This window comes from Eisenbergiella massiliensis (genome assembly GCF_003435485.1).
Map to the genome: position 1 here is coordinate 197,187 of NZ_QVLV01000009.1, position 21,322 is coordinate 218,508.

The following is a 21,322-nucleotide window of genomic DNA, read 5'->3' on the forward strand; positions in this document are numbered from 1 at the left end:
TATTCAAATAATGCAGGTGGGTAAAGGTTGTAGTAAAGCAGGAGAATGAGGAGAACTTCCATGATGATAGACAGACTGAAACAGACCTTAAAACCGATACTTTCAACGGAGCAGAAGGAGCGTTTTGCAGAATATTACACTAACAGAACTTATCGTGTGGAAATAGCCGTGGCGGTATTTATTGCTGTGATGCAGGCGTGTATGATGGTGGTATTTTTATTTCGGGAGGGAGGTCCCTTTGCTTTTCCCAGAAGGAGCGGGTATTTCAGCCTGTACACGGCTCTGCTTGCGGTGACGCTTTTGTTTCTGGCGATTTTTATCAGATGGGTTAAAAAGAAAAAGTACGGAGCCATTGCAGGACTGAGAATGCTATATGTCGTGATATTGTGCTTATGGTGTATTGGTATTACGGTGTTGGATCAGATGGGAGGCAACACAATCGGCGTGTATTGTTATCTGATTCCCACGATAGCGGCAATTATGCTTATGAGCCCGGTAGAAAGCATAACTCTGTTTGGCGTAAGCTGGCTTATTATTGTACTGCTTCTGGTTTTTACCGGGCTGAATGCGGAGAATCTGTTTTCCAATCTGATTAACGGCAGCTTCGTAACGTTGCTGTCAATTTTTATTTCAATTCGTTATAACCTGAGCATGAAAACAGGGTTCCGTGATCGTGAGATTATTGCCATGCAGTATGAAAAAATTCAGAAGGCAAATGAGCTTCTGCAGCAAATGGCTTTTACAGATCAGCTGACAGGCCTTCAGAACAGGCGCAGCCTGATGGAGCGGATATTTGGGAGCTTTGAGGAATACCACAGAGAGAAACGTCGGGCGGAAGTTGTAATGGTTGATATTGACTACTTCAAACAGTATAACGATTCTTACGGGCACCTGCAGGGGGATGACTGCCTTAAAAAGATTGCGGATATTCTGGAGCGGTTTGCCGGGGCAGAGGGCGCTGAGGCTGTCCGGTTCGGCGGGGAGGAATTTCTGCTGGTGCGTGTGGAGGATGTCACGGAGGCTCAGCCATTAGAAATAAATAAAACGGGGACTTCTGATAACATGGCTTTCAATGATATGGCCTCCGATGATATGGCGGAAAGATTGTTAAAGGAAATCAGAGAAGCCAATATTCTCAGATCCGATAATGGACAGACACAGGTGACGGTCAGCCTGGGTGTATGGAAGGGGAACCTTTCTCAGATTGACAAGGTGGAAACTATCATATCCTATGCGGATCAAGCTTTGTATTGTGCCAAGCATGCGGGGCGGAACCGAATTTACAGATATGGGCAGCGGCAGGAAATGCTGGAAACAGGGGCGGACACAGCCGGGAGCTGTAAGGAAAGGATATACGGATGAATAAAAAACAACTGACGGTAGCAGAGAGTGCCTGTATCATTACCGGGTACGGAATCGGCGGAGGCGTGATGGCCATGCCTTATCTGGCGCAAAAAAACGGAGTTGTGGTGAGCCTGCTCATATTGGCGGCGGCCTTCGGAGCCAGCTTTGTCCTTCATGTGATGATAGCCGAGCTTGCGGTAAAAAGCGGCGGAGGTTCCCAGATTATTGAGGTGTTTTCCCGGTATCTGTTTCAGGGAAAATACCAGAAGGTGTTGACTGCAGGTTTTTTTGTCATTATGGCGTTGGTGCTGTTTACCAATCTTGCGGCTTATATTTCAGGGGCGGCAGAAATTATCAGCGAGCTTCTGGGGATTTCACTGTGGCTTTCACGGCTTCTGTTTTATGCTGCCGCGGCAAGTGTGGTGCTTTTTGGGCTGAAGGCGGTGGGAATCAGCGAAAAGCTTGCAGTGACGGTGATTTTTCTGCTGGTGGGCGTACTTGCTTTCTTTTCCCTTGCGCATGTAAACAATCCGCTTCCGGTAAGAGCGGGAAGAGTGACGGAGGGGCTTGCCTATTTTGGAATGGCGATGTTTGCCTTTTCCGCATTTTTTTCGGTCCCACAGGCGGTAGCCGGACTGGGCGGCGATGGGAAAAAGGTGAAAAAGGCCGTATTTTTAGGGTTGATGAATAACTTTGTATTGATTGTTGTCATTTCCGTGTGCGCCCTGCTTTCCTCTGTGCAGGTGACGGAGGTTGCCATGATTGGGTGGAGCCAGGGAATTGGCAGCTGGGCAGAGATTGTTGGTTCTCTTTTTACCATCCTGGCTATGCTGACGACCTACTGGTCCATTTCGCTGGCGCTATCGGACATTGTGGAGGAACAGTTGAAGCTTTCACGCAGAATCTGCTGGGTTATTGCGACGCTGCCATCGCTTTTGATGACCTTTGCAGGTCTGGGAGGTTTTATGGAGTTTATGCGTCTGGCCGGGGGGCTGATTGCGATTTTGATAGCGCTGCTTGTGGTTCCGGCCTACCGAAAGGCGTCCCGGGAGCCGGGGAATTCCCTCCTGGGGAAATGGGGCGGCGCCGGGATGCAGATAATGATTATGCTGGCCTATTTTTTAATGGCTGTGGGAAATGTGGTGACGATTTAGAATGAAGATATTTTATTACGGCGGTACGGTGCATACCATGCGTCTGCATGTGGAAGAAACCTTTACGTCCATGGGAACGGATGGGGACAGGATATGCTATCTGGGAAACGGCGGCCCGGAAACGGAAGAGGGCTATGACCAATATATCAGCCTTGAGGGAATGCATGTGTTTCCGGCGCTGACGGATTCCCATGTCCATCTGCTTTATACAATGATCCTGGCGGCCTCCAGTTTTAATATCTGTGAGATAACCTCGGAAGGGATTGCGCCGGACTGCATGGCAGGGGTGGAACAGAAAATACGCGCCTACTGTAGCGCACATCCGAAGCAGAAAATAATTGTGGCAAATCAGTATATCCTTTCCGCAATGAAGGAAAAAAGACTGCCCAGCCGGCAGGAGCTGGATAAATGGACCGGCGGAAGGTGCATGATTATTTATAATATTGACGGGCACAGCAGCAGTATTTCCACGGCTTTGATGAAGAAGCTGAAGCTTCCTGAGCAGGGGTCGGACGGCCGTTTTTTCGGCGAAGCCCATGAGTTTATGCAGGGGAAGGTGACGAACCTGATAGCGGCATCGGTGACACCCTCTGTGCTGGCCGCTGGCATCGCCAATTTTTCCAACCTGTGCGCGCATTACGGAATCAGCCGGGTATGCGCCATGGACGGAAATGGGGATGTGAAGCATGACTTTCTCACCAGGTTGCTGGCGTTTGTGGCATCCCGGATGGATATTGACGTGCGACTATTCCCTCAGTATATGGAGCTGGAGAGGGCGGAAAAATATCACAGGCTGCAAAAGTTTCCCCGGGCAGGCGGCTGCGGAAGCTGGGAGCTGGATGGTTCCGTAGGCTCCCACAGCGCGGCTTTCTATGTGCCGTTTATTGATAATGGGGAAAAGGGACACTGCTACTATAAGGATGATTTTATTCTGGGAAAGGTGCGGGGGGCGCATGAAAAGGGGATTCAGTTGTCCAGCCATGCCATTGGGGAAGCGGCCATTGATCAGATTGTGGATTGCTATGAGAAGGTGTTAGGACTGGGTGACGGCCGGGATGGCGGAGAGGAAGAAGGGGAAAAAAGGAAAAGCAAACCTATGCCCCGTATTGATCATTTTGAATTTCCTTCGTCCTCGGCAGTGGAAAAAATCAAGCATCTGTCGGTGGCGCTGACGGTTCAGCCGGGATTTTCCTGGATGGACAAGCGCTATCTTAAGAGCTACGAGCAGTTTCTGCCAAAGGAAAAGGTGAAGCAGCAGATTCCGTTAAGAGAGCTGACGGAAGCCGGCGTGTGTATCTGCGGATCCAGCGATTCTCCGGTACAGTCCATGAATCCTTATGAACAGATGCTGGGAATGGTGGAATTTTATCTGCCGGGGCAGTCCCTGACTCCCTTTCAGGCTCTTCGAACCTATACGGCGGAGCCGGCGAGAATGTTGGGCGAAGAGATGGAAAGCGGAACGCTGGAGGTGGGAAAGAAGGCGGATTTCTTTGTCACAGGAAAGGATTTCTGCCGGGCGGAGCCGGAGGAAATCGGGGAGTTTTACGCGGAATATCTGGTGAAGGACGGCCGTCGGTATGTGGAGAAGAAGGGAACCATCCGGGAACTGGTGAAATTGCTGTTGAGGCGGCCGAAAAAGATATAATAACACAGGTATACTTGTCCATGTGTGTATGAAAAGTATACCTGTGTTTATTAGACCTTTTGATTTTTAGATTTCCGTCTTCCAGAACCCATGCAGATTACAATAAGCATAAGCCGCTTTCACCGAGTCCCCGTCCTCCAGTGTAAAATGGGCTACCGGTTCGCAATCGGGAGTCAGACAGATCCGCATGGTGCATCCGGCTTTTGTTACAAGGCACACCCAGCCGATGCTGTGTTCCTCAGTCATGGGATGAAAAATACTTCCCACCTTCACCGTAACGTGCCGGCCGTCGATTTCCACCACAGGCAGATGCTTTTCTGCAGCGCCCTCAGAGGTGTTAGGGGTCAGTAGTTCAAAAGGCTTGCAGGTATCCGGAACGGCTGCATTGGGAACGCCGGTCACTGCCTCCAGAATAACGGTATGATTTTTATCGGTTAAAAAAACAGGATCCTTACTCATATGATTCCTCCAGTCAAGTTATGGTATTTTTTGTATAGTATTCCGGAAATATCCGGATTTTATTCACTACAGATTCCATTGGATAGTGGCAGTACATGGTCTGGGGACAGGATAAGCTGAATCAAAATCGGATTGCGGTAACAGTTCGGATGACAGAGCATAACAGGAAACTAAAGAAAGCATTGACAGTCCGCTTTTGTCTGTCTATAATTTAGTTGTTGTATCAGAACACAGATACAGTACATAGCCGGATGGCTTAATATTAAAAAAGTGAGGTAAGTGCATGCGTGTGTTAAGTAAGGAGATTGCAACTGCATAGTTGAAAAAGGGACAGCAGGCTGGTTTTCCGGCTCTTTTTGTACCCTTTTACCGGTCATTTACCCGGTATCTGCCTTACTAAATACTTCATACACTTCTAATAGAAGTCTGGTTATTGGAAACAGACGGTTTAAGAAGCATGACGTAGCAGGTCATGTTTTTTTATTTCCTCAGGCTACGGCCCGGATGGACGCATTTGTCCGTCCTGCTGTATGGCCCTGTCTGGAATAATTCCGCAGTTTTTCCATTTCAGAGTCCAGGGATTGCCTGTCAGGCCCCCGAAGCAGTATGTCCGTATCAGGGCAGATGTTTCGGGGGCTTATTTTAGTTTCAGTCAGGTATTGAGAAAAAAAGAAAGGAGCATAACTGTTCAGCCGGGAGACGTATTTGCTGCATCTGTCAGTGAAAAGGAAGCAGTCATGTGATTATAGGAACACTGGACAGTTACAAAGGAGTTAAATCAGAATGAATGTAATTGAAACAAATCAGTTAACAAAAACATATAGGCGATTCAGGAAGCAGGAGGGCATTCTGGGTAGTGTCAAGGGGCTGTTTCATAGGGATTATGAAGAAAAACAGGCGGTCAGCCAGATGGATCTTTCCGTACGCGGAGGAGAATTCGTCGGCCTGATAGGTCCAAACGGTGCGGGGAAAACCACGCTTGTCAAAATGCTTACCGGAATCATTGCGCCCACCTCCGGTGAAATCAGTGTTTTAGGCTATTATCCCAATAAACTGGAAAACGACTTCAAAAGGCAGTATGCGGTGGTTATGGGACAGAAGAGCCAGCTGTTTTTTGAACTGACTGCGGAGGATACTCTGCACCTGTTCCGGCAAATTTATGGACTCTCCGATAAGGAATATCGCTATAACAGGGATTATTTTGTGGAGCTGTTCGGCGTAAAGGAACTCATGGATGTGCAGGTGAGAACTCTGTCCTTAGGAGAAAGGATGAAAATGGAGCTGATCGTGGCTCTGCTCCACAACCCCAAAATATTGTTTTTAGATGAACCTACTATTGGTCTTGATGCAGTGGCAGGCAGACAGGTCAGAAAGTTCCTGAAGGAAGTGAACGAGGAGAAAGGTACCACTATCCTTCTTACCTCCCATTACATGGAGGATATCAAATCACTCTGCAGCCGTTGTGTGGTGGTAAATCACGGAAGCAAAATCTATGATGGTGCAACGGAGGAGCTGTTTGATCGGTATCAGAAAAATAAGAGAATTACTCTTACCTTTGAACGGCCGGAAAAAATTGCACCCAATAGTGAATGGCGTATATTAGAGGACACTGCATATAAGAAAATTATTGAAGTACCACGAGAGAAGGCGGGTGGAAGTCTGCGTCTCCTTCTTGAGCACAATCCTGTGGATGTCACAATTGAAGAAGAGGAAATAGGAAAAATTGTAGAGAGGATTTACAGGGAAGGAGGAAGATGGGATGCGTAAATATTTGGAAATTGCATCGGTTCATTTCAGGACGCAGCTTATCTGGAGAGCGGACACTGTTTTCCATATACTGTTTACTGTTACCAGAATTATATTTGCTTTTATCCTGTGGAGCGCTATTTTCGAGGGAAAAGAAATCATATCCGGCTTTTCTTTTGATAGTATGCTTTCTTATTATATAATCAGCTCTTTTCTTGCACAAATCGAGCTCTCCGGCGGTATCAGCGATGAGATCAGTGTTCGAATCAGAAATGGGACTTTTTCAAAATATATGGTGCTTCCGATGAATATGGAAGGATATTTTCTGGCTATGGAGGCGGGCGTGGTGTCCTTTCATATTTTATTTGATCTGTTGGCTGCGGGAATCTGGGTGGCGCTTTTTCGGATTAACTTTGTTTTTGCGGCGGATGCGGTTTCGATAGTGTGCGCTCTGCTGCTGATTTTTCTGGGATTGTTGTTCATGGCTCAGCTGAACTATTATCTTGGATTATTGACGCTTAGGTATGAAGAAATCAGTACCTTCCTGATGATAAAGGATAATCTGGTATCCCTGGTAACCGGCACCATCATTCCCCTGGTGCTGCTTCCTGAAGGACTGACGGCCTTTATGCGTTTCTTCCCTTTTTATTATGTGACCTATCTGCCATCCATGCTGCTGACCGGCAGATGCGGGGAGGAAGCGGTCAGGGGAGTTATCCTGCTGGCAGCCTGGTGTATTTTTATGGAGCTTATCAACCGCTGGACTTATCAGAAATACAGATTGAAATATGATGGGGTGGGAATATGAAAAGAAATATAAAATTTATATATGATTTTTATATCTAATTTTGGATTATTCGCATAACCACTATACTTTCAAGCATTTTGGAGTATAGAAAACCATTCATTTTACCACTAATTTACCACGATTGAATGAGCCTTGATATGACTATAAAATAACACCCAAAAGACATCATTACACCTAAATGGTGTCTTTTTAAAAAGCAGTCAATCATAAGACTAACTGCTTTGTATGTAGGGGTATGAAGTTATCAGACAATTTACCAACAAGGTGTCTCCTACCGACCCGATAGCATAGGCAAGAAGAAATCAATTCCACCAGTAAATAGAAATAACCCTAATATTATTGCGACTATTGTTCCTATTCTAATTCTTTTAGTCAGAACAAATACTGCTGGGTGTTTTGGGTCAATATATATGCTATACATTTTTCCTTGCGTCATACCCTTATTTAATCGTTTATGAGATATATTCTGTGTTGTTTGCTCACGATAATATGTTCCGTTATATGTATATTCAAATACTGGAGCTTGTGTAGAAATACCATTGCCACCATAATATGTGTTGTAGCCACAATACACGCCGTCCACTTTTTTTCTACAACACAATAAAGAATACAAATCATTTACTCCAACCAAAATAGATATCAAACCAAAGACAATAGATCCTAATGGCATCACAAATATCTCCCCATATGGAACAAATGAATATACTAAGGAAATAATTCCAAAGCCAATGAAACAAATAAACATAATCAAACAGATAAGTGGCATGACTTTATAGCGTTTCTTTTTCATAATTACAAAACATACTATACCAAATGCTATTGTTAAAAAATAAAGAAAAAATTTCATTGTCTAATCACTCCTATTACAACATTCAATCAGAATTTGTTTCATTATTTTGATTTTGTTTTTTCCATTCCTTATAATCTTTTTTTGTTTCTTGTTGTCTTTTAACATCTTCCATTTTTTCTAAAATCGCTTCTACATCTGGTTGACTGTGCTGTTCTGGTAGAGAATAGAAAATAATGTTATCATCATTTGTATATACTGAAATATTAAAAACCAAATCACTTTCTATAATTTCCTGCATGATATAGGAAATTTCTTCTGCATATTCCTCGTCCGTTTTTCCCTCATTAAGATATATACTTGTTTCTATTTCATACTCTCTTTTTTTCAGATATTCTTCTACACTTTCCTTACCATTCCATTCTGTCGTTGTTGTATGCCCTTGTACTTCAAGTTGATAATTTCTTATAAAAGGTTTATCTTGAAATAAAGGAGTTGCAAGTTCTTCTATTTCATCAGAATAGTAATAAACATGATAACTATCCTCAAAAAATCCAGTATTTCGTGCATATACAGTAGCAATTTGAGAAGAATTTTCTTTACTAGAAACATTTGCCCTAATCCAGTTTAATCCTATTTTTTCTTCTTTGTACTCCTTTACTTCTGTAATGATAAATTCTTCATTGTATTTGCCCTTTAATTTGGATAAGATATATTTTTGTGCTTCTTCACTAGAGTTAAAATCATGCGAATAGCAACTACAACCATTTAATAGTCCCAGACAAAGCACACTTGCTATAATACTCAATACAATTTTTTTATATCGCATAATTGCCACCCCCCCAATGTGATTTTATGATTTAATACAGTTCTACAAACTTGAATTTTCAAATTAGTCTTTGCAAATAACCTTTGAACCTTCACCATCAATTACAATTCCCTGACGGTTGTTAATTGGGCATAGATTCAAATCCGAAAACTCAGTCATTATTTTCTCGGTAACTTTCTTAAATGGTGCTGTAAGATAATGCGGAAGAACATAGAAATCAATCAAATCAAGCCCTGCATCATCTTCTTGTGAGTAGTCCTCTGGCTTTTCATCCATTTGCTCGATATATTGGATGCTTGGAGCGCATATAATTGCGCCTGCCGACTCGCCGATCATCAATTTTCCATTTGCCAATTCCTTTTTCAGTAGCCCATCAGCTCCCGTTTTACGGAGCTGGTCCATAAGAAAGAAAGAATTTCCGCCGGTAAAATATATCACATCTGCTTCTTCAAAAACAGACTGTATCGTTGAATAAGCCTCCGTTGAAATATCAATTTCAGTTACGATTGCTCCCAACTTTTTGAATAATTTTCGAGCCGAGCCGACATAACCGATGTAGCCTTCACGCAGTGAAGCTGTTGGAATAAATGCGACTTTCTTATTTTCAATTTCTTCCTTTATCAGACTTCCCACACTTGAAAAGTGCGAACATAAAAATAGTTTCATCAATATTCTCCTTTATAAATTCTAATTTACACATATGAAATATAGGCTTATAATCTTACCATTCATTTATGGCATACAAAATAGCAAGTCTTACATTTTTTAACAACTCAGAAGATAGAGTTTCGTATTCTTCAGATAACCCTTTTTTGTGAGCCATATATGCTGGGCTATCATTCCACGAACCCAGATATTCGCTATAGCCATCTAAAAGGTTTATAGCAGAAGTAAAAATATTAGCAAAATTTTCACACTCAATTTTTTTAGCCAATTCTTTAATCGATAATAATACATCTCGAAATGAGTTAATGTTATTCTCAAAATATGGTTTTTTTGATGGTGGATTAGTCCACTCATGCTCTGAATATAGAATATTCCATTTTTTTGCATAGAGTCAAATTGCCAATCAGCAGTAAAGTATGTTACTTTTCCGCTTTTGTAAAAACACAAAATGGAACTTTCTGTTGTATTTGAAAATCCTAAAAATTGTCTATCCTTTACTGAATATGGACATAGCAACTTTATATCCTGTATCCCACTTTTCTTTATTTGTTCAAACCACAATGAAACATTAGAAGCGGTATATTTTTCTGTCCTTAAAAATTTCTTTTGAGGTAAAAAGATAAATTCAATTTTATTCTCATATTCTAATTGAGAAAATCTAATTGGTTCTGATAATTGCAACGCTTTTTTGCTCGTCGCTACAATAGATGCAATTTGAAACATTTGTCCATTCATCATTTCGCCTCCTCTTAATATGAATAATACTGTTCTTTCAAAAATTCCAATTTGTCGCTTTTTTCATACCCATATTATAACAGTTCCATATATCCGCCACAATAAAAATCAGCATACCCTTTGAATATTTTCTGCATTGAACATACACACTTTTTCTTTCTTCCTCTTGATTACCCACCACAGAAAAGAAAAAGCCCTGTCAAGAGCCTTGCCACCAATGGTGGTGCTTTGCACTCTTTACTGGGCTTTTTGTTTGCTGTATCTTCCATTCAAGAGGAAATTAAAGACCTCTGTTCCATTTCGCCTTTAGATAATCTTCATAATCTCCCTCGTTAAAGTCTACTTGTGGAGAAGTGTTAGGAATGTTTTTTCTGTTATCTACATCTGCAAGTTGACGGAATATCCAGTCATCATAAGGGTTGTGATATTTATACTCTTTCGGTTGTTCTCTGTATCGGTCTAAACCTCGCATTTCCTTATGTACTTTCATCATGCGTTCTATTTTTTGACGCTGTATCAACTGTTTGATTTCCATAAGTTCTTCCACTTCTACAACCTCATTAGAAAGATAATTGCTGATGTACCTAATCAATATGGTTTCCATGTAAAATTTGTATTCGTTTTCATCATCGAAAAATTCATTTTCAGACAGATAATCTAAGGAAACATTGAAGTCCTGTTCCCGTTTGATAATATCCATAATATATGGCTCGGTATGGTCGATATACTTCCATTCTCCCGACAATAATTCATTGGGCGTTACACCCAGCACGTCCATTATCTTCTCTAATGTATCAAAGGTAGGATAATTCACACCACGTTCAATCTTGGAAAGGCTCTGCATATTGATACCGATTTTGTCCGCAAGTTCCTGTTGTTTCATTCCTCTGTGTTTTCTTATGGTCTGTATGTTTTCTCCTAAGAAACTGATTTTCTTTTCATAATGCTCCATAACTTAGTATAACCGCTCCTTTCGTTGCTTCTCTTGGCATTTATAAGCATATCATACTTAATATATATCCAAAAGTCAACAAAAACTTCTTGACAAGTAATTCTAATGGCGTTATTATCGTATCAGATGGAGTGATTAAGCACGCTAGGGTCAATCACACGCTTGAGTAAGCATAGAGAAGATATATTTTCACTTTGATAGCATGAATAAGCATGGACTGTCAGACCGAAAATAGTGGTTTCCAAAAGGGGCTGGCTGGACGGGGCACGTCCCCCAGACGTGTTCGGACAGACAGTTCCTTTTGGAAAGGGAACGCCTTTAGGCGTTCGTAAAGGGCGTATATGTAACACCGCCCTGCGCATACATGTCATAGTACCTAGAAACTGTGATAAATAAAGGAAAAAACACGATTTTTACTCCGCAAAAAAACGGGAAGTACGAAAGGATAAATGCACTATAACTACACACAAAAATTTATCCGTTAAGATTGATTACATCAGCATTGTATTTGATACTGCAACCACTGAAGATGTAATCATGCACATTTTAGGTTTACCGACTGATATTTTCAATGTCTATCCGGCAAGCATTAAATACAAAACCTATCAAGCACGCTGGCAGATTGGAGATATTTATGTATCGGGGGACGCAAGAAAAACAGAGGATAACCCACAAGGGTTAGGCTGTTATCTTGTTATGACTGGCAGAGGGTGTGATGATATTTTCCGTATTCTCGACAGTAGGAATTATACCTTTGGTGATATGTTCCGACGCTGTGAGCGAAGATACGGACTGGATAACTTCCATTTCACAAGACTTGATATTGCCATTGATGATAAGAACGAAAAGCCATTCTTTACCATAGAGCAGATAAAGAAGAAATGCGAAAAAGAGGAATTTATTTCTAATAGTGAGGGCTACCACTTTGACGAAAGCAAGTTTGATGATTTCTACACCGCAAAGACTGTTTATATCGGTGCTGGAAAATCGGGATTGTCCTATCGCTTTTATGATAAGGATAAGGAAGTCTGTTCAAAACATAATAAGACGCTTGAGGAAGTCGGCAGTTGGAAACGGACAGAAATGCAACTGCGTGATGATAAGGCTCATGCTTTTGCCATGACATTCAATGACAGACCGCTGGAACTTGGAGAACTGGCTTTCGGGCTATTGGCAAACAACCTACGCTTTGTCGTACCAAACAGAAACGAAAGTAATAAGAGCAGGTGGAAAACTTGTCGGTTTTGGGAACGCTTTTTAGGGGCTGTGGAAGTCTTAAAACTGCAAGTACCAAAACAGCAAAATTCCCTTGAAGAAACACAGCAATGGCTCACAGAGGGTGGCGTGATTTCCGCTGTCAAAAGTTTTTACTTCTTGGAAGAACATGACGCATTAGGTGGACTGGAAAAAGTGGGAACTATGCTTGATAAGGCAAGATACAGCAATTCCCTTTCCAGTAAATTAACCGCTCATTTACAGAGGATAAACCGCACCGACCTTATTCCCTATATCCAGTATGACACGAAACATGGGAAAGGGGGTATCTGATGAATAACAACGATATTCCTGTATGGGAAAAATACACCCTTACCATTGAAGAAGCGTCAAGGTATTTCCGTATCGGAGAAAACAAGTTAAGACGATTGGCAGAGGAAAACAAGGACGCTGGCTGGTTCATTATGAATGGCAACCGCATACAGATTAAACGCCGACAATTTGAACAGGTCATTGACAAATTGAACGCAATCTAATGCAAATGAGCCTTGTATGTGTTATGATGAACACAAGTCATATCAAGGCTCTTTCCAACAAGGAAAGGAGCAGACACCATGAAAGAAAAAAGACGGGATAACAAAGGTCGTATCCTGCATACTGGAGAGAGCCAACGAACAGACGGGAAATACTTATATAAATATGTAGACGCATTTGGAAACACAAAATATGTGTATGCTTGGAGATTGACACCCACAGACCCGACACCAAAGGGAAAACGGGAAAAACCCTCACTTCGAGAACTGGAACAGCAGATAAGACGAGATATTGAGGACGGTATCGACAGCACAGGCAAGAAAATGACGCTTTGCCAACTTTATGCCAAACAGAACGCACAAAGGGCAAATGTGAAGAAAAGCACACAGAAACAACGGGAACAACTCATGCGGTTATTGAAAGAGGACAAGTTAGGTGCTAGGAGTATTGATACAATCAAGCCCTCTGACGCTAAAGAATGGGCGTTACGCATGAAAGACAAAGGCTTTTCCTACAATACCATTAACAACCATAAACGCTCGTTAAAAGCGTCATTCTATATCGCCATACAAGACGATTGCGTAAGGAAAAATCCCTTTGATTTCAAGTTAAGTGAAGTCCTAGAAAATGATACCAAAGAGAAAGTCGCATTGACAGAGGAACAGGAACAAGCCTTACTCTCATTTATCAAGACAGACAATGTGTATCACAAGCATTATGATGATGTGCTGATACTGTTAAAGACTGGACTTCGTATCTCGGAACTGTGCGGACTGACAGTAGCTGATATTGATTTCAAGAATGAAGTTGTAATTATCGACCACCAGTTACTAAAGAGCAAGGAACAGGGCTATTATATTGAAACGCCTAAGACGAAAAGCGGAATAAGACAAGTGCCATTAAGTAGAGAAACAATACAGGCATTTCAACGAGTTATGAAGAAACGCCCAAAGGCAGAACCATTTGTGATAGACGGACAGAGCAATTTCTTATTTGTCAATCATAAAGGCAAGCCCAAAGTTGCGATTGATTACAACGCCTTATTTGTCCGTATGGTAAAGAAATATAACAAGCACCACAAGGACAATCCCTTGCCACATATCACACCGCATACGCTACGCCATACATTCTGCACAAGACTGGCAAGCAAGAACATGAACCCAAAAGATTTACAGTATATCATGGGACATTCAAACATTAGTATCACAATGAACTGGTACGCTCATGCGTCCATAGATACCGCAAAATCAGAGGTTCAGCGTCTAATCGCATAGAAGTATTTACCACGATTTTAACCACGATTGACAGGGAAAATATAAGAAAATAGACCTAGATATGCGAGGTTTACCACAAAAGCAAAATGCCCGTAGAGCCGATAAAATAAGGCTTTGCGGACATTTAGGAAGATATAAAAAGATAGTCAAAAAGACATATATAATTTAATATAAATTAATCAAACTTCGGTTCCAGCATCTGATGATGTTCCGGCTGGGATTCTGGGGGCCTTTTTTCGTGGACGGAAGTCTGTTTGTGATACAGTTGATCGTGTTCCAGGCAATTTATGCCAATGTTGATACCATAGGACCGTGGGGAAAGGGGGAGATGGTTATTTTTATCGGAACCTTTTCTCTGGTAAATGCGGTGAATATGGTGGTTTATTTTTTCGGAGTGAACGGTATTTCAGGTAAAATCAGAAATGGAGATATCGATTTGTACCTTACCAAGCCGGTAAGCCCGCTGTTGCGGCTCAGTTTTGAACAGGTGAATCCGGGTTCGCTTCCGTTGGTGGCTTTGAGTGTGTGCATTTTATGGTACGGCGTCCGGCTCTGCGGGCTGAGAGTGTCAGCGGGGCATGTCCTGGGCTATTTAGTTTGGGTGACATTAATGATTGTGCTCTGGTATGAGATGGAGGTAATTATCCGATCCCTTACTTTTTTCCTGGTTTCCACAGTTAACATTACCAGGCTGGAGGAGGCGGGAATCGATCTGTGCATGAAAATTCCTGGTGTTGTTTTCCGGGGAATTTACAAGCTTCTGTTTTATGTGATACTTCCCTATGGCATTGTTGCGACTTTCCCTACAATGTACTTAAGCGGTGACGGGACCTTGAAAATGTGGATCTATGGAATCGCTGTGGTCACGGCTTTCGGGGGAATTACAGCTTTTTTGTGGAAAACAGGGCTGAAACGGTATAATAGTGTGAGTTCTTAGTGGTTTGTGCGGAATATGTGTATGGCTGGTGCATATTCTACAGGGAGGTGCCACTTGTCAGGAATGATTTGTTTGTAACTGTTTTATGGATGCTTTTTATCAAAAAAACAGGCCGCGCTGTAGTTATAGTTAACAGGAAAAAATGAAAGAAGATTCAATTTATGGGGAGCAGTTGAACCGTATATGTCTGCTCTGTAATATTCACTTGAATGTAAAGTGAAAATGATAAAATGTAAAATATAATTGACATTAAGAACAGTATAGTATATCATATGCAATATAAGAGAAATACCTTCCCATAACAGTGCAGCGTTGAAAATCACCGGGGAAGGTCAGGAAAAGCGCTGCCGGTTTAACATCCTCCGGCAGCGCTACATAATGAATAGAGGAGGAGTTATTTATGCAGACAAAATGGACTGCTGTAGAAAAAAAACAGCTATGGATCTTTGTTGCAGTTGCATTTGGTATGCCCGTATTGATGGGAATTCTTATGGGTATCAGTTTTTACAGGGGGAATGATGTTTCCGCATTTCCCAACGCCCAGATGTATTATCCGGCGGCAGGCGTTATGATTGCTGTCCTGCTTACCCGGAAAAAAGAAGAGAAGGTGCCCATAAAGTTCTTTACCGGCTTCCTGGTTTTGACGGCAGTTATGGCAGGATGCGCTGTGGCCAGCCTGTTTAAGCCGGAAATTCAGTTAGCATTAATCAGTCAGTATATTATAATTTTAGGAAGCATTGTTTTATGGCTTCTGCTTTGGCTGGATAAGAAGGAGGTCAGAAGAAAGTACGGGCTGAGCCTGGGAGACGGACAGAAAAGAAGGCCCTGGCTTTATGTCCTGATTTTCCTGGGATTATATTTCCTCCGGATTTTTTTAAGCTATTTATTTGAAGGCGAACCGGGGATGTTTTTTGAAATGTTTAAGAGTCCCTATACATGGCTTAATCTTTTGGTTCTGCCCCTTAATTTCTTCCTGGTATACACTGCATTTTTCGGAGAGGAGTACGGATGGCGGGGCTTCTTCCAGCCGATGCTGCAGAAACGGTTCGGAAAGCGCGCAGGTATTCTGTTGCTGGGTATTTTCTGGGGCTTCTGGCACCTGCCTATCAACCTGTTTTTCTACAGCCCCCAGACCTGGCTGCAGAGCATTGTCTGCCAGCTGATAACCTGTGTCGGAATCGCTATATTCTTTGGCTATGCACAGATGAAGACCTGCAATATCTGGGTTGCGGTTATTATGCATTATCTGAACAATAATCTGGTTGCCGTTATCGCAGGGAGCGCGGATGTCATCAGCGGACAGGTGATTGCGTGGAGAGATGTGCTTATTCTTCTTATTTTGAATTGTATTTTGTTTGTTCCGTTTATTTTTACCAAAATATATGGAAAACAGGAGCAGAGCGCCGGGGAAGAGAAGCTGCAGTAGCACCGGAAAAAGGAGGCTGGCTGGTGAAAAACAAAAGAATGAAAATTGCACGTATCGAAAAAGATTTTTCCCAGGAGCAGCTGGCTGACGCCGTAGGAGTGACCAGGCAGACCATAGGAATGATTGAGGCGGGAAAATTCAATCCATCCCTGCAGCTGTGCATCAGCATATGCAGGGCACTTGGGAAAACGCTGGATGACCTGTTCTGGGAGGAGGAGAGCGAAGATGAAAAAAATAGATGAAAGACAGCATATTGATCTGTTAAAATCTGAGCAGGCCGCCTTCTGGGCGATGTGGCTCATCCTGCTGATATCCATCATTGTACAGAGTTATATTCTGGAACGGGATGTCCGGGAATACGCATGGGAGCTGGCCGCATTTATAACAGGCTGTGTTGTTTCCATTTTCGGAACCACGAGAAAAGGAATCTGGGACACCTGGCTGAAGCCCTGTATGAAGAATTATTTCCTGGCAGGCCTGGCGGGGACAGTTGTTTTTACTGTGATTTTTGTGATTGGCAGATACCGGAATAATGAAATTTTCCGGGAAGATGTTATGGGAACGCTGGTGCCGGCCACGATCATTTTTGCCTCAGTGCAGTTTGTTATGATTTTTACGGTTATGGCGTTGACTGGTGTTTATTCAAAACACCGGGAACAGAAAATGCTGGATGCACTGGAAAAAGAAATGGGAGACGAAATGGAGGATGAGGCGGAGGATTAGGCTGACAAGGGCAGCTTTGACGGCGAATCGAGTTGACTCCCCGTCAAAGTCCCTGTAAATAGCAGTTCCAGAGTGCAAAGAAAATTTCACGCCTGGACTCATTTGAAGAATCTCTGCCGGTAAGCGCATTGTAGGTGAGCGCTGCACGGCAGAGATTTTCTGCTGTCCTGCGTCCTGCGGGTTCCGTTTTATCAAAAAGAAATGCGAAGGCTTCCGTATCGGTGTTTTGATAGGCCGGGACTTCACCATAGCCGTATCTGTGGATATTGGTTCCGTATTTCGCATCCCGCATTTCCATCTGCAGAACCAGCCCTTCCATAATCAGCATGTGGGCAAGATGATCCGCAATCAGATAATCCCTGCGCAGAAGCTTTCCCAATGCCTGCACGGCAATGAACCAGAAAGCGTCGCAGGGGGAAGGACAGGGTGCATTTTCACAGGCTGACAGAGGAGGGACATTTTCATTCCATTGAATTTCAAATATGATATCCGCACGATACCCGGTGGCAAGGCAGAGGCGTACTGTCTCCACCGCTTCTTCCTGTATTTCACAGGCATTTCCCTGGAGGGTGAGGCCGAGAATTCCATCTGTCAGTCCCATGAGGGACAGAAGGGTATGGCTCAGCGGTTTTGCCAGGCTGCGCAGTGAAGGATGGACTGCAATCCGGACCTTAAAATCCACATCGCTGAGTATGTCATGCCAGGAAGCATCAATAGCTGACAAAACAGCCTGGGAATCATCGGGGGATGCGGGAGAAATTCCTTTAATGGAAACCGAATCAAAGCCTGGCAGCGCAAAAAGCGCTTTCAGGATCTCGACGGTTTGAAGCTGCATAGTCTGTCTGCTGATTTGCATGTTGGATTTCCTTTCTTTTGTGGAGGATATGTTTTTCAGGAATATTTTTCAGGAATATTTTGGGGCGGCGTGAAAAAATGCAGCAGAGATTCAAGCGTAAATGAAGGAACGTTTCTTTTGTATTATTATACCATAATGGAAGCAGCTGTACATAGGCTGTGTCTAAATTGTATTTTTAAACTGAGCAGAGTAACGGTTCAACTCTTTCAGTTATTGCCATAATCCATCCTGAAGCGCCTTCGAAGATGAATTTTGGTACTTCTGAATTATTTTCTTACGGTCAGTGCAGTAAATGTGCTGACCTGCGAATAGTTATAAAATAAATTTCAATTAACAGTGGCAGTGGATGAAAGGATATGATAAAGTGTCAGCAGAAAGAGAAATAAAATTGTGTAAATAATAAATCTGTTTGTATTTGCAGGTGGTTTTAACGGGACAGCGGCAGGGGATATGATGCCGGTGTTTCAGTCAAAATCGTATTTTGAAATCATAAGAATAAGAAGGGCGTTCTCACGCCCGGGAAATGAGGGTTATATGAAAAAAGAAATCAAATGGTGCGCTATCGGTGATTCCTTCACTTACTTAAACGACCATCTGGATGAAACTGCATACCGGGTGAAGGAAGGGTATCTGACGCGGACATGCGGATATTTTGACAATTTGTCAGTTATAAACATTGGAATGAATGGTTCTTCCACGCCCGATTGGATCAGGATAGAGCTGCCGGAAGCGGATCTGTATACGGTTCTTCTTGGTACCAACGACTGGCATGGCGGCGTACCGTTGGGGAAACGAGAGGATTTCAGATTGAAAAAGGAAGGCACTATTCTTGGTAACCTGGGGCTTTTAATATCCCATATCCGGGAAAAATCACCGGAAGCAGAGTTGTTGGTAATGAATCCTGTGGAACGGGGTGATTTTGTCTATATTTTGGATCCTCTGAACAATGCCCATGGCAGCTATCTGCCGGATCAGGGGCAGTGGCTGGCTGATATTGCTGAGGCCATTTATGAAACCTGCTGTGAGGAAGGGATACCTGCGCTGAATCTGCATGATCTTTCAGGTTTTACGCCGGAAAATGTGGTACGCTTTAAGCGGGTAAAAACGCCTGGCGGCTACCGGAATCTTCCTTATCCGGAATATACAAAATATCCGGTCTGTTTTGATGAGGATGAATATCCCTATCTGCCGGAAGCCGCCGACTTTACATATGATGGGCTTCATCCTTCTGATAAGGGCAATGAAGTCATTGCCTCTTTGCTTGCGGCCAGGCTGAAAATGCTGATGGGAGACAGGCTGCAGGCAGTGGAAACTAATTATTGAGATATGGCGGGGAGAACAGAGCTGCTGCAGAGGTGGTTTTACTGCGGGTATTTGTGGAATGGGGCAGTGGCTGCGGAGATAAATATATTTGTAATTAATGAAATTATAAACCGTTTAGAATGATGTATTTTTATAATTCAGTGTGTACAAATGGTGAAAAATTCTGCTAGTGTGTGGATAGCTGGGAATTTTTGCAGGTAAGATTGGGGGAAATGGGTAGTAAGGATCTGAAACTTAAGCGGCTAAGGTGCTTTATAGGGAAAATGAGAGTTAGTGCGAATATGAAGTGCACATGAAATCCCCGGGGGATTCGCACCTGGGAAAGACTATGTTTTGTTTGAATATGGATTTAAAATTGAATAAAAGTAAGCTGGGTTAGTTTTTTATGTGTGGAATGTATAGAGAAATGGTGATAGAATGATTAGTAGTTGTTTAGTTTTGCTGTCTCGGTCTTGCGACCGAGTGGATTGAAATATTGCGATTATTCTGCTGTTGCTTATGGGGAATCGTCTCGGTCTTGCGACCGAGTGGATTGAAATAATTCAGCAGTAGGCGTTTTGCAGACCCTTGTTGGTCTCGGTCTTGCGACCGAGCAGATAGAATAAGTATTAATATAATGTTGGATTTCCCCTGTTTTACTCGTTCTAATAAAGATACGCACATAGCAGTCCTCACAATTTATCCCTGCTTATGTTATACTCCAACACACTTAACTGTTTATTCTATAAAAAGATACAACATATACTAATTCTATTACGTTTTTAAAACAACTAAATAACAAACAAATCAATTAACAGGAACCCCAAAAATGAAAGCACCAGAAATTAAAAAAATTGTAGAAAACAGATTCCAGGAACTTGGAGCAAGCAAAATTCTTCTCTCTCCATCAGATTATTGCTGGGAATTCCAAGGTGAATTTTACAAGATGACGGCCTTATCTGATTTTTGGATAATAGAGTGGACCAACAATCCTTTTTACGCACTTAATCAATGTTTTGAAGATGTGGATCCCATGCAATACAATTTATTAGAGCAACAAATAATTGAATATATTAATAAACTGCTGCAGCATTAATCAAAAAACCGGACAATTCAAGTTTATTTGAACAAGGGAAATAGAAACATAAAGTTCTGTTTCACACATACTGACACTGCAATTCCCACTCCCGAATCACTTTCTTACGGTCGGCACAGTAAATGTGCAGACGTGCCTGAACTGTAATGAGCTTATTACACAAACAATAAAAAATACCAATTTACCACACAAATTAATTCACAGCATAAAGACTTTCCGCAAATAAAAAGCTTCCCTCATAAAAAATCTCCTGTCTGCCGTTAAATATTTTCCCTTCCCCAGTTGACACATCCGCCGGCCAGTGCTAATATAAACAAAAATCACAGGCAGGTATCAGTTCGCCGGCAGATCATCCGTTTACCATAAATTCTGCCAGGCCAGCTTTCATACCGGAAAGGCACAAGCCATGCTGAAAAGTCTGAACAGCAAACTTCACAGGGACGACGATAGGCGGCGTTTGTATCGGCTGATGTAGAAATCATCGCAGGTACAAGCGCTTTCCGTGTTGTACCTGTGTGGAATAAATAACTTTTGTTTTTTATCAATCAAAAGAGTCCACACTGGTAATGAAATTTACCTTTGAGGGCTTTTTTATTTTACTCAAAAACAGGCACCTTATAGCGGAAACAGGAAAAACACTCCCCCTGCCTGCAGGAATGAGAATATGTGATTTTAAAAGCGCCCTCAAATCCGCTGCTTTTTTGCATTACCGGCTTCCGGCCGGTCGGCTGCTGATAACCCGCAGAAAACCCCTGCTGGTTGATATCCCCTATGGAAAGGATGTGGTACAATGAGACATAAAGACGATGTCCAGATGGATTTCATATCTCCTTA

The 21,322-nt window shown here is 42.5% G+C and carries 21 protein-coding genes; 14 read left to right on the forward strand and 7 right to left on the reverse strand.

Annotated elements, in window-relative coordinates; genetic code table 11:
• Positions 1-60: 60 nt before the first annotated feature.
• From DXC51_RS14885 to DXC51_RS14895, 3 genes are read left to right on the forward strand one after another with little or no spacing between them, the layout of a single operon-like run.
• On the forward strand, positions 61-1,362 hold the full coding sequence (locus DXC51_RS14885; RefSeq protein ID WP_181970114.1) for a GGDEF domain-containing protein: 1,302 nt from the start codon (positions 61-63) through the stop codon (positions 1,360-1,362).
• Positions 1,359-2,498, forward strand: a complete 1,140-nt coding sequence (locus tag DXC51_RS14890) for an aromatic amino acid transport family protein (protein WP_117530726.1) — start codon at positions 1,359-1,361, stop codon at positions 2,496-2,498. The genes DXC51_RS14885 and DXC51_RS14890 overlap by 4 nt, the downstream gene beginning before the upstream one ends.
• Before the next feature lies 1 nt (position 2,499).
• Complete coding sequence (locus tag DXC51_RS14895) at positions 2,500-4,143, forward strand: amidohydrolase (RefSeq protein ID WP_025487486.1); 1,644 nt, start codon at positions 2,500-2,502, stop codon at positions 4,141-4,143.
• 66 nt (positions 4,144-4,209) lie between these two features.
• Here the strand turns inward: DXC51_RS14895 and DXC51_RS14900 are convergent, their stop codons facing one another.
• Positions 4,210-4,602: a desulfoferrodoxin family protein gene (locus DXC51_RS14900; protein ID WP_021640335.1), complete on the reverse strand. Its 393-nt coding sequence runs from the start codon at positions 4,600-4,602 to the stop codon at positions 4,210-4,212.
• Positions 4,603-5,385: 783 nt separating this feature from the next.
• On the opposite strand from DXC51_RS14900, the gene DXC51_RS14910 reads away from it, so the two are divergent.
• Both DXC51_RS14910 and DXC51_RS14915 read left to right on the forward strand, forming a co-directional pair.
• Positions 5,386-6,369 carry an ABC transporter ATP-binding protein gene (locus tag DXC51_RS14910; RefSeq protein WP_025487484.1) on the forward strand — a complete coding sequence of 328 codons (984 nt, stop codon included), beginning with the start codon at positions 5,386-5,388 and terminating at the stop codon, positions 6,367-6,369.
• Positions 6,362-7,156: an ABC transporter permease gene (locus DXC51_RS14915; protein ID WP_025487483.1), complete on the forward strand. Its 795-nt coding sequence runs from the start codon at positions 6,362-6,364 to the stop codon at positions 7,154-7,156. Before DXC51_RS14910 ends, DXC51_RS14915 begins: the two co-directional genes overlap by 8 nt.
• A 271-nt stretch (positions 7,157-7,427) precedes the next feature.
• Here the strand turns inward: DXC51_RS14915 and DXC51_RS14920 are convergent, their stop codons facing one another.
• The 5 genes from DXC51_RS14920 to DXC51_RS14945 form a co-directional block, all read right to left on the reverse strand.
• On the reverse strand, positions 7,428-8,003 hold the full coding sequence (locus tag DXC51_RS14920; protein ID WP_010775384.1) for a hypothetical protein: 576 nt from the start codon (positions 8,001-8,003) through the stop codon (positions 7,428-7,430).
• Positions 8,004-8,028: 25 nt separating this feature from the next.
• Positions 8,029-8,772, reverse strand: a complete 744-nt coding sequence (locus tag DXC51_RS14925) for a hypothetical protein (protein ID WP_009587569.1) — start codon at positions 8,770-8,772, stop codon at positions 8,029-8,031.
• 63 nt (positions 8,773-8,835) lie between these two features.
• Positions 8,836-9,438 (reverse strand): Type 1 glutamine amidotransferase-like domain-containing protein, encoded by a 603-nt coding sequence (locus DXC51_RS14930; RefSeq protein WP_009587616.1) that lies wholly within the window; start codon positions 9,436-9,438, stop codon positions 8,836-8,838.
• Positions 9,439-9,651: 213 nt separating this feature from the next.
• Positions 9,652-10,176, reverse strand: a complete 525-nt coding sequence (locus DXC51_RS14935) for a hypothetical protein (RefSeq protein WP_243003211.1) — start codon at positions 10,174-10,176, stop codon at positions 9,652-9,654.
• Positions 10,177-10,453: 277 nt separating this feature from the next.
• A complete protein-coding gene (locus DXC51_RS14945; protein ID WP_009587591.1) occupies positions 10,454-11,125 on the reverse strand; it encodes a helix-turn-helix domain-containing protein in 672 nt (223 codons plus the stop codon).
• Positions 11,126-11,611: 486 nt separating this feature from the next.
• Here DXC51_RS14945 and DXC51_RS14950 point away from each other — a divergent pair, with 486 nt between their 5' ends.
• From DXC51_RS14950 to DXC51_RS14990, 7 genes are all read left to right on the forward strand, one after another.
• The gene (locus tag DXC51_RS14950; protein WP_278336981.1) at positions 11,612-12,673 is read left to right on the forward strand and encodes a replication initiation factor domain-containing protein; all 1,062 of its coding nucleotides are present in this window, start codon (positions 11,612-11,614) and stop codon (positions 12,671-12,673) included.
• Positions 12,673-12,876 carry an excisionase gene (locus DXC51_RS14955; protein WP_015527885.1) on the forward strand — a complete coding sequence of 68 codons (204 nt, stop codon included), beginning with the start codon at positions 12,673-12,675 and terminating at the stop codon, positions 12,874-12,876. The genes DXC51_RS14950 and DXC51_RS14955 overlap by 1 nt, the downstream gene beginning before the upstream one ends.
• A 78-nt stretch (positions 12,877-12,954) precedes the next feature.
• Positions 12,955-14,148, forward strand: coding sequence for a site-specific integrase (locus DXC51_RS14960; RefSeq protein ID WP_009587548.1), 1,194 nt, complete (start codon positions 12,955-12,957; stop codon positions 14,146-14,148).
• 256 nt (positions 14,149-14,404) lie between these two features.
• Entirely contained in the window at positions 14,405-15,085 is a 681-nt protein-coding gene (locus DXC51_RS14970; protein WP_243003212.1) for an ABC transporter permease, read from the forward strand.
• 400 nt (positions 15,086-15,485) lie between these two features.
• On the forward strand, positions 15,486-16,511 hold the full coding sequence (locus tag DXC51_RS14980; protein ID WP_025487480.1) for a CPBP family intramembrane glutamic endopeptidase: 1,026 nt from the start codon (positions 15,486-15,488) through the stop codon (positions 16,509-16,511).
• 23 nt (positions 16,512-16,534) lie between these two features.
• Positions 16,535-16,753: a helix-turn-helix transcriptional regulator gene (locus tag DXC51_RS14985; protein ID WP_025487479.1), complete on the forward strand. Its 219-nt coding sequence runs from the start codon at positions 16,535-16,537 to the stop codon at positions 16,751-16,753.
• The gene (locus DXC51_RS14990) at positions 16,737-17,234 is read left to right on the forward strand and encodes a DUF6773 family protein (protein ID WP_025487478.1); all 498 of its coding nucleotides are present in this window, start codon (positions 16,737-16,739) and stop codon (positions 17,232-17,234) included. The genes DXC51_RS14985 and DXC51_RS14990 overlap by 17 nt, the downstream gene beginning before the upstream one ends.
• A 43-nt stretch (positions 17,235-17,277) precedes the next feature.
• Here the strand turns inward: DXC51_RS14990 and DXC51_RS14995 are convergent, their stop codons facing one another.
• Positions 17,278-18,090 carry a hypothetical protein gene (locus DXC51_RS14995; RefSeq protein ID WP_025487477.1) on the reverse strand — a complete coding sequence of 271 codons (813 nt, stop codon included), beginning with the start codon at positions 18,088-18,090 and terminating at the stop codon, positions 17,278-17,280.
• A gap of 534 nt (positions 18,091-18,624) precedes the next feature.
• Here DXC51_RS14995 and DXC51_RS15000 point away from each other — a divergent pair.
• Positions 18,625-19,413 (forward strand): SGNH/GDSL hydrolase family protein, encoded by a 789-nt coding sequence (locus DXC51_RS15000; protein WP_044914062.1) that lies wholly within the window; start codon positions 18,625-18,627, stop codon positions 19,411-19,413.
• Positions 19,414-20,221: 808 nt separating this feature from the next.
• Positions 20,222-20,488, forward strand: a complete 267-nt coding sequence (locus tag DXC51_RS15005; RefSeq protein WP_025487475.1) for a hypothetical protein — start codon at positions 20,222-20,224, stop codon at positions 20,486-20,488.
• Positions 20,489-21,322: the final 834 nt, after the last annotated feature.

Coding starts and splice junctions, on each gene's coding strand:
- DXC51_RS14885 (WP_181970114.1), top strand. CDS start 61: ATGATGATAGACAGACTGAAACAGACCTTAAAACCGATACTTTCAACG.
- DXC51_RS14890 (WP_117530726.1), top strand. CDS start 1,359: ATGAATAAAAAACAACTGACGGTAGCAGAGAGTGCCTGTATCATTACC.
- DXC51_RS14895 (WP_025487486.1), top strand. CDS start 2,500: ATGAAGATATTTTATTACGGCGGTACGGTGCATACCATGCGTCTGCAT.
- DXC51_RS14900 (WP_021640335.1), bottom strand. CDS start 4,602: ATGAGTAAGGATCCTGTTTTTTTAACCGATAAAAATCATACCGTTATT.
- DXC51_RS14910 (WP_025487484.1), top strand. CDS start 5,386: ATGAATGTAATTGAAACAAATCAGTTAACAAAAACATATAGGCGATTC.
- DXC51_RS14915 (WP_025487483.1), top strand. CDS start 6,362: ATGCGTAAATATTTGGAAATTGCATCGGTTCATTTCAGGACGCAGCTT.
- DXC51_RS14920 (WP_010775384.1), bottom strand. CDS start 8,003: ATGAAATTTTTTCTTTATTTTTTAACAATAGCATTTGGTATAGTATGT.
- DXC51_RS14925 (WP_009587569.1), bottom strand. CDS start 8,772: ATGCGATATAAAAAAATTGTATTGAGTATTATAGCAAGTGTGCTTTGT.
- DXC51_RS14930 (WP_009587616.1), bottom strand. CDS start 9,438: ATGAAACTATTTTTATGTTCGCACTTTTCAAGTGTGGGAAGTCTGATA.
- DXC51_RS14935 (WP_243003211.1), bottom strand. CDS start 10,176: ATGATGAATGGACAAATGTTTCAAATTGCATCTATTGTAGCGACGAGC.
- DXC51_RS14945 (WP_009587591.1), bottom strand. CDS start 11,125: ATGGAGCATTATGAAAAGAAAATCAGTTTCTTAGGAGAAAACATACAG.
- DXC51_RS14955 (WP_015527885.1), top strand. CDS start 12,673: ATGAATAACAACGATATTCCTGTATGGGAAAAATACACCCTTACCATT.
- DXC51_RS14960 (WP_009587548.1), top strand. CDS start 12,955: ATGAAAGAAAAAAGACGGGATAACAAAGGTCGTATCCTGCATACTGGA.
- DXC51_RS14980 (WP_025487480.1), top strand. CDS start 15,486: ATGCAGACAAAATGGACTGCTGTAGAAAAAAAACAGCTATGGATCTTT.
- DXC51_RS14990 (WP_025487478.1), top strand. CDS start 16,737: ATGAAAAAAATAGATGAAAGACAGCATATTGATCTGTTAAAATCTGAG.
- DXC51_RS14995 (WP_025487477.1), bottom strand. CDS start 18,090: ATGCAAATCAGCAGACAGACTATGCAGCTTCAAACCGTCGAGATCCTG.
- DXC51_RS15000 (WP_044914062.1), top strand. CDS start 18,625: ATGAAAAAAGAAATCAAATGGTGCGCTATCGGTGATTCCTTCACTTAC.
- DXC51_RS15005 (WP_025487475.1), top strand. CDS start 20,222: ATGAAAGCACCAGAAATTAAAAAAATTGTAGAAAACAGATTCCAGGAA.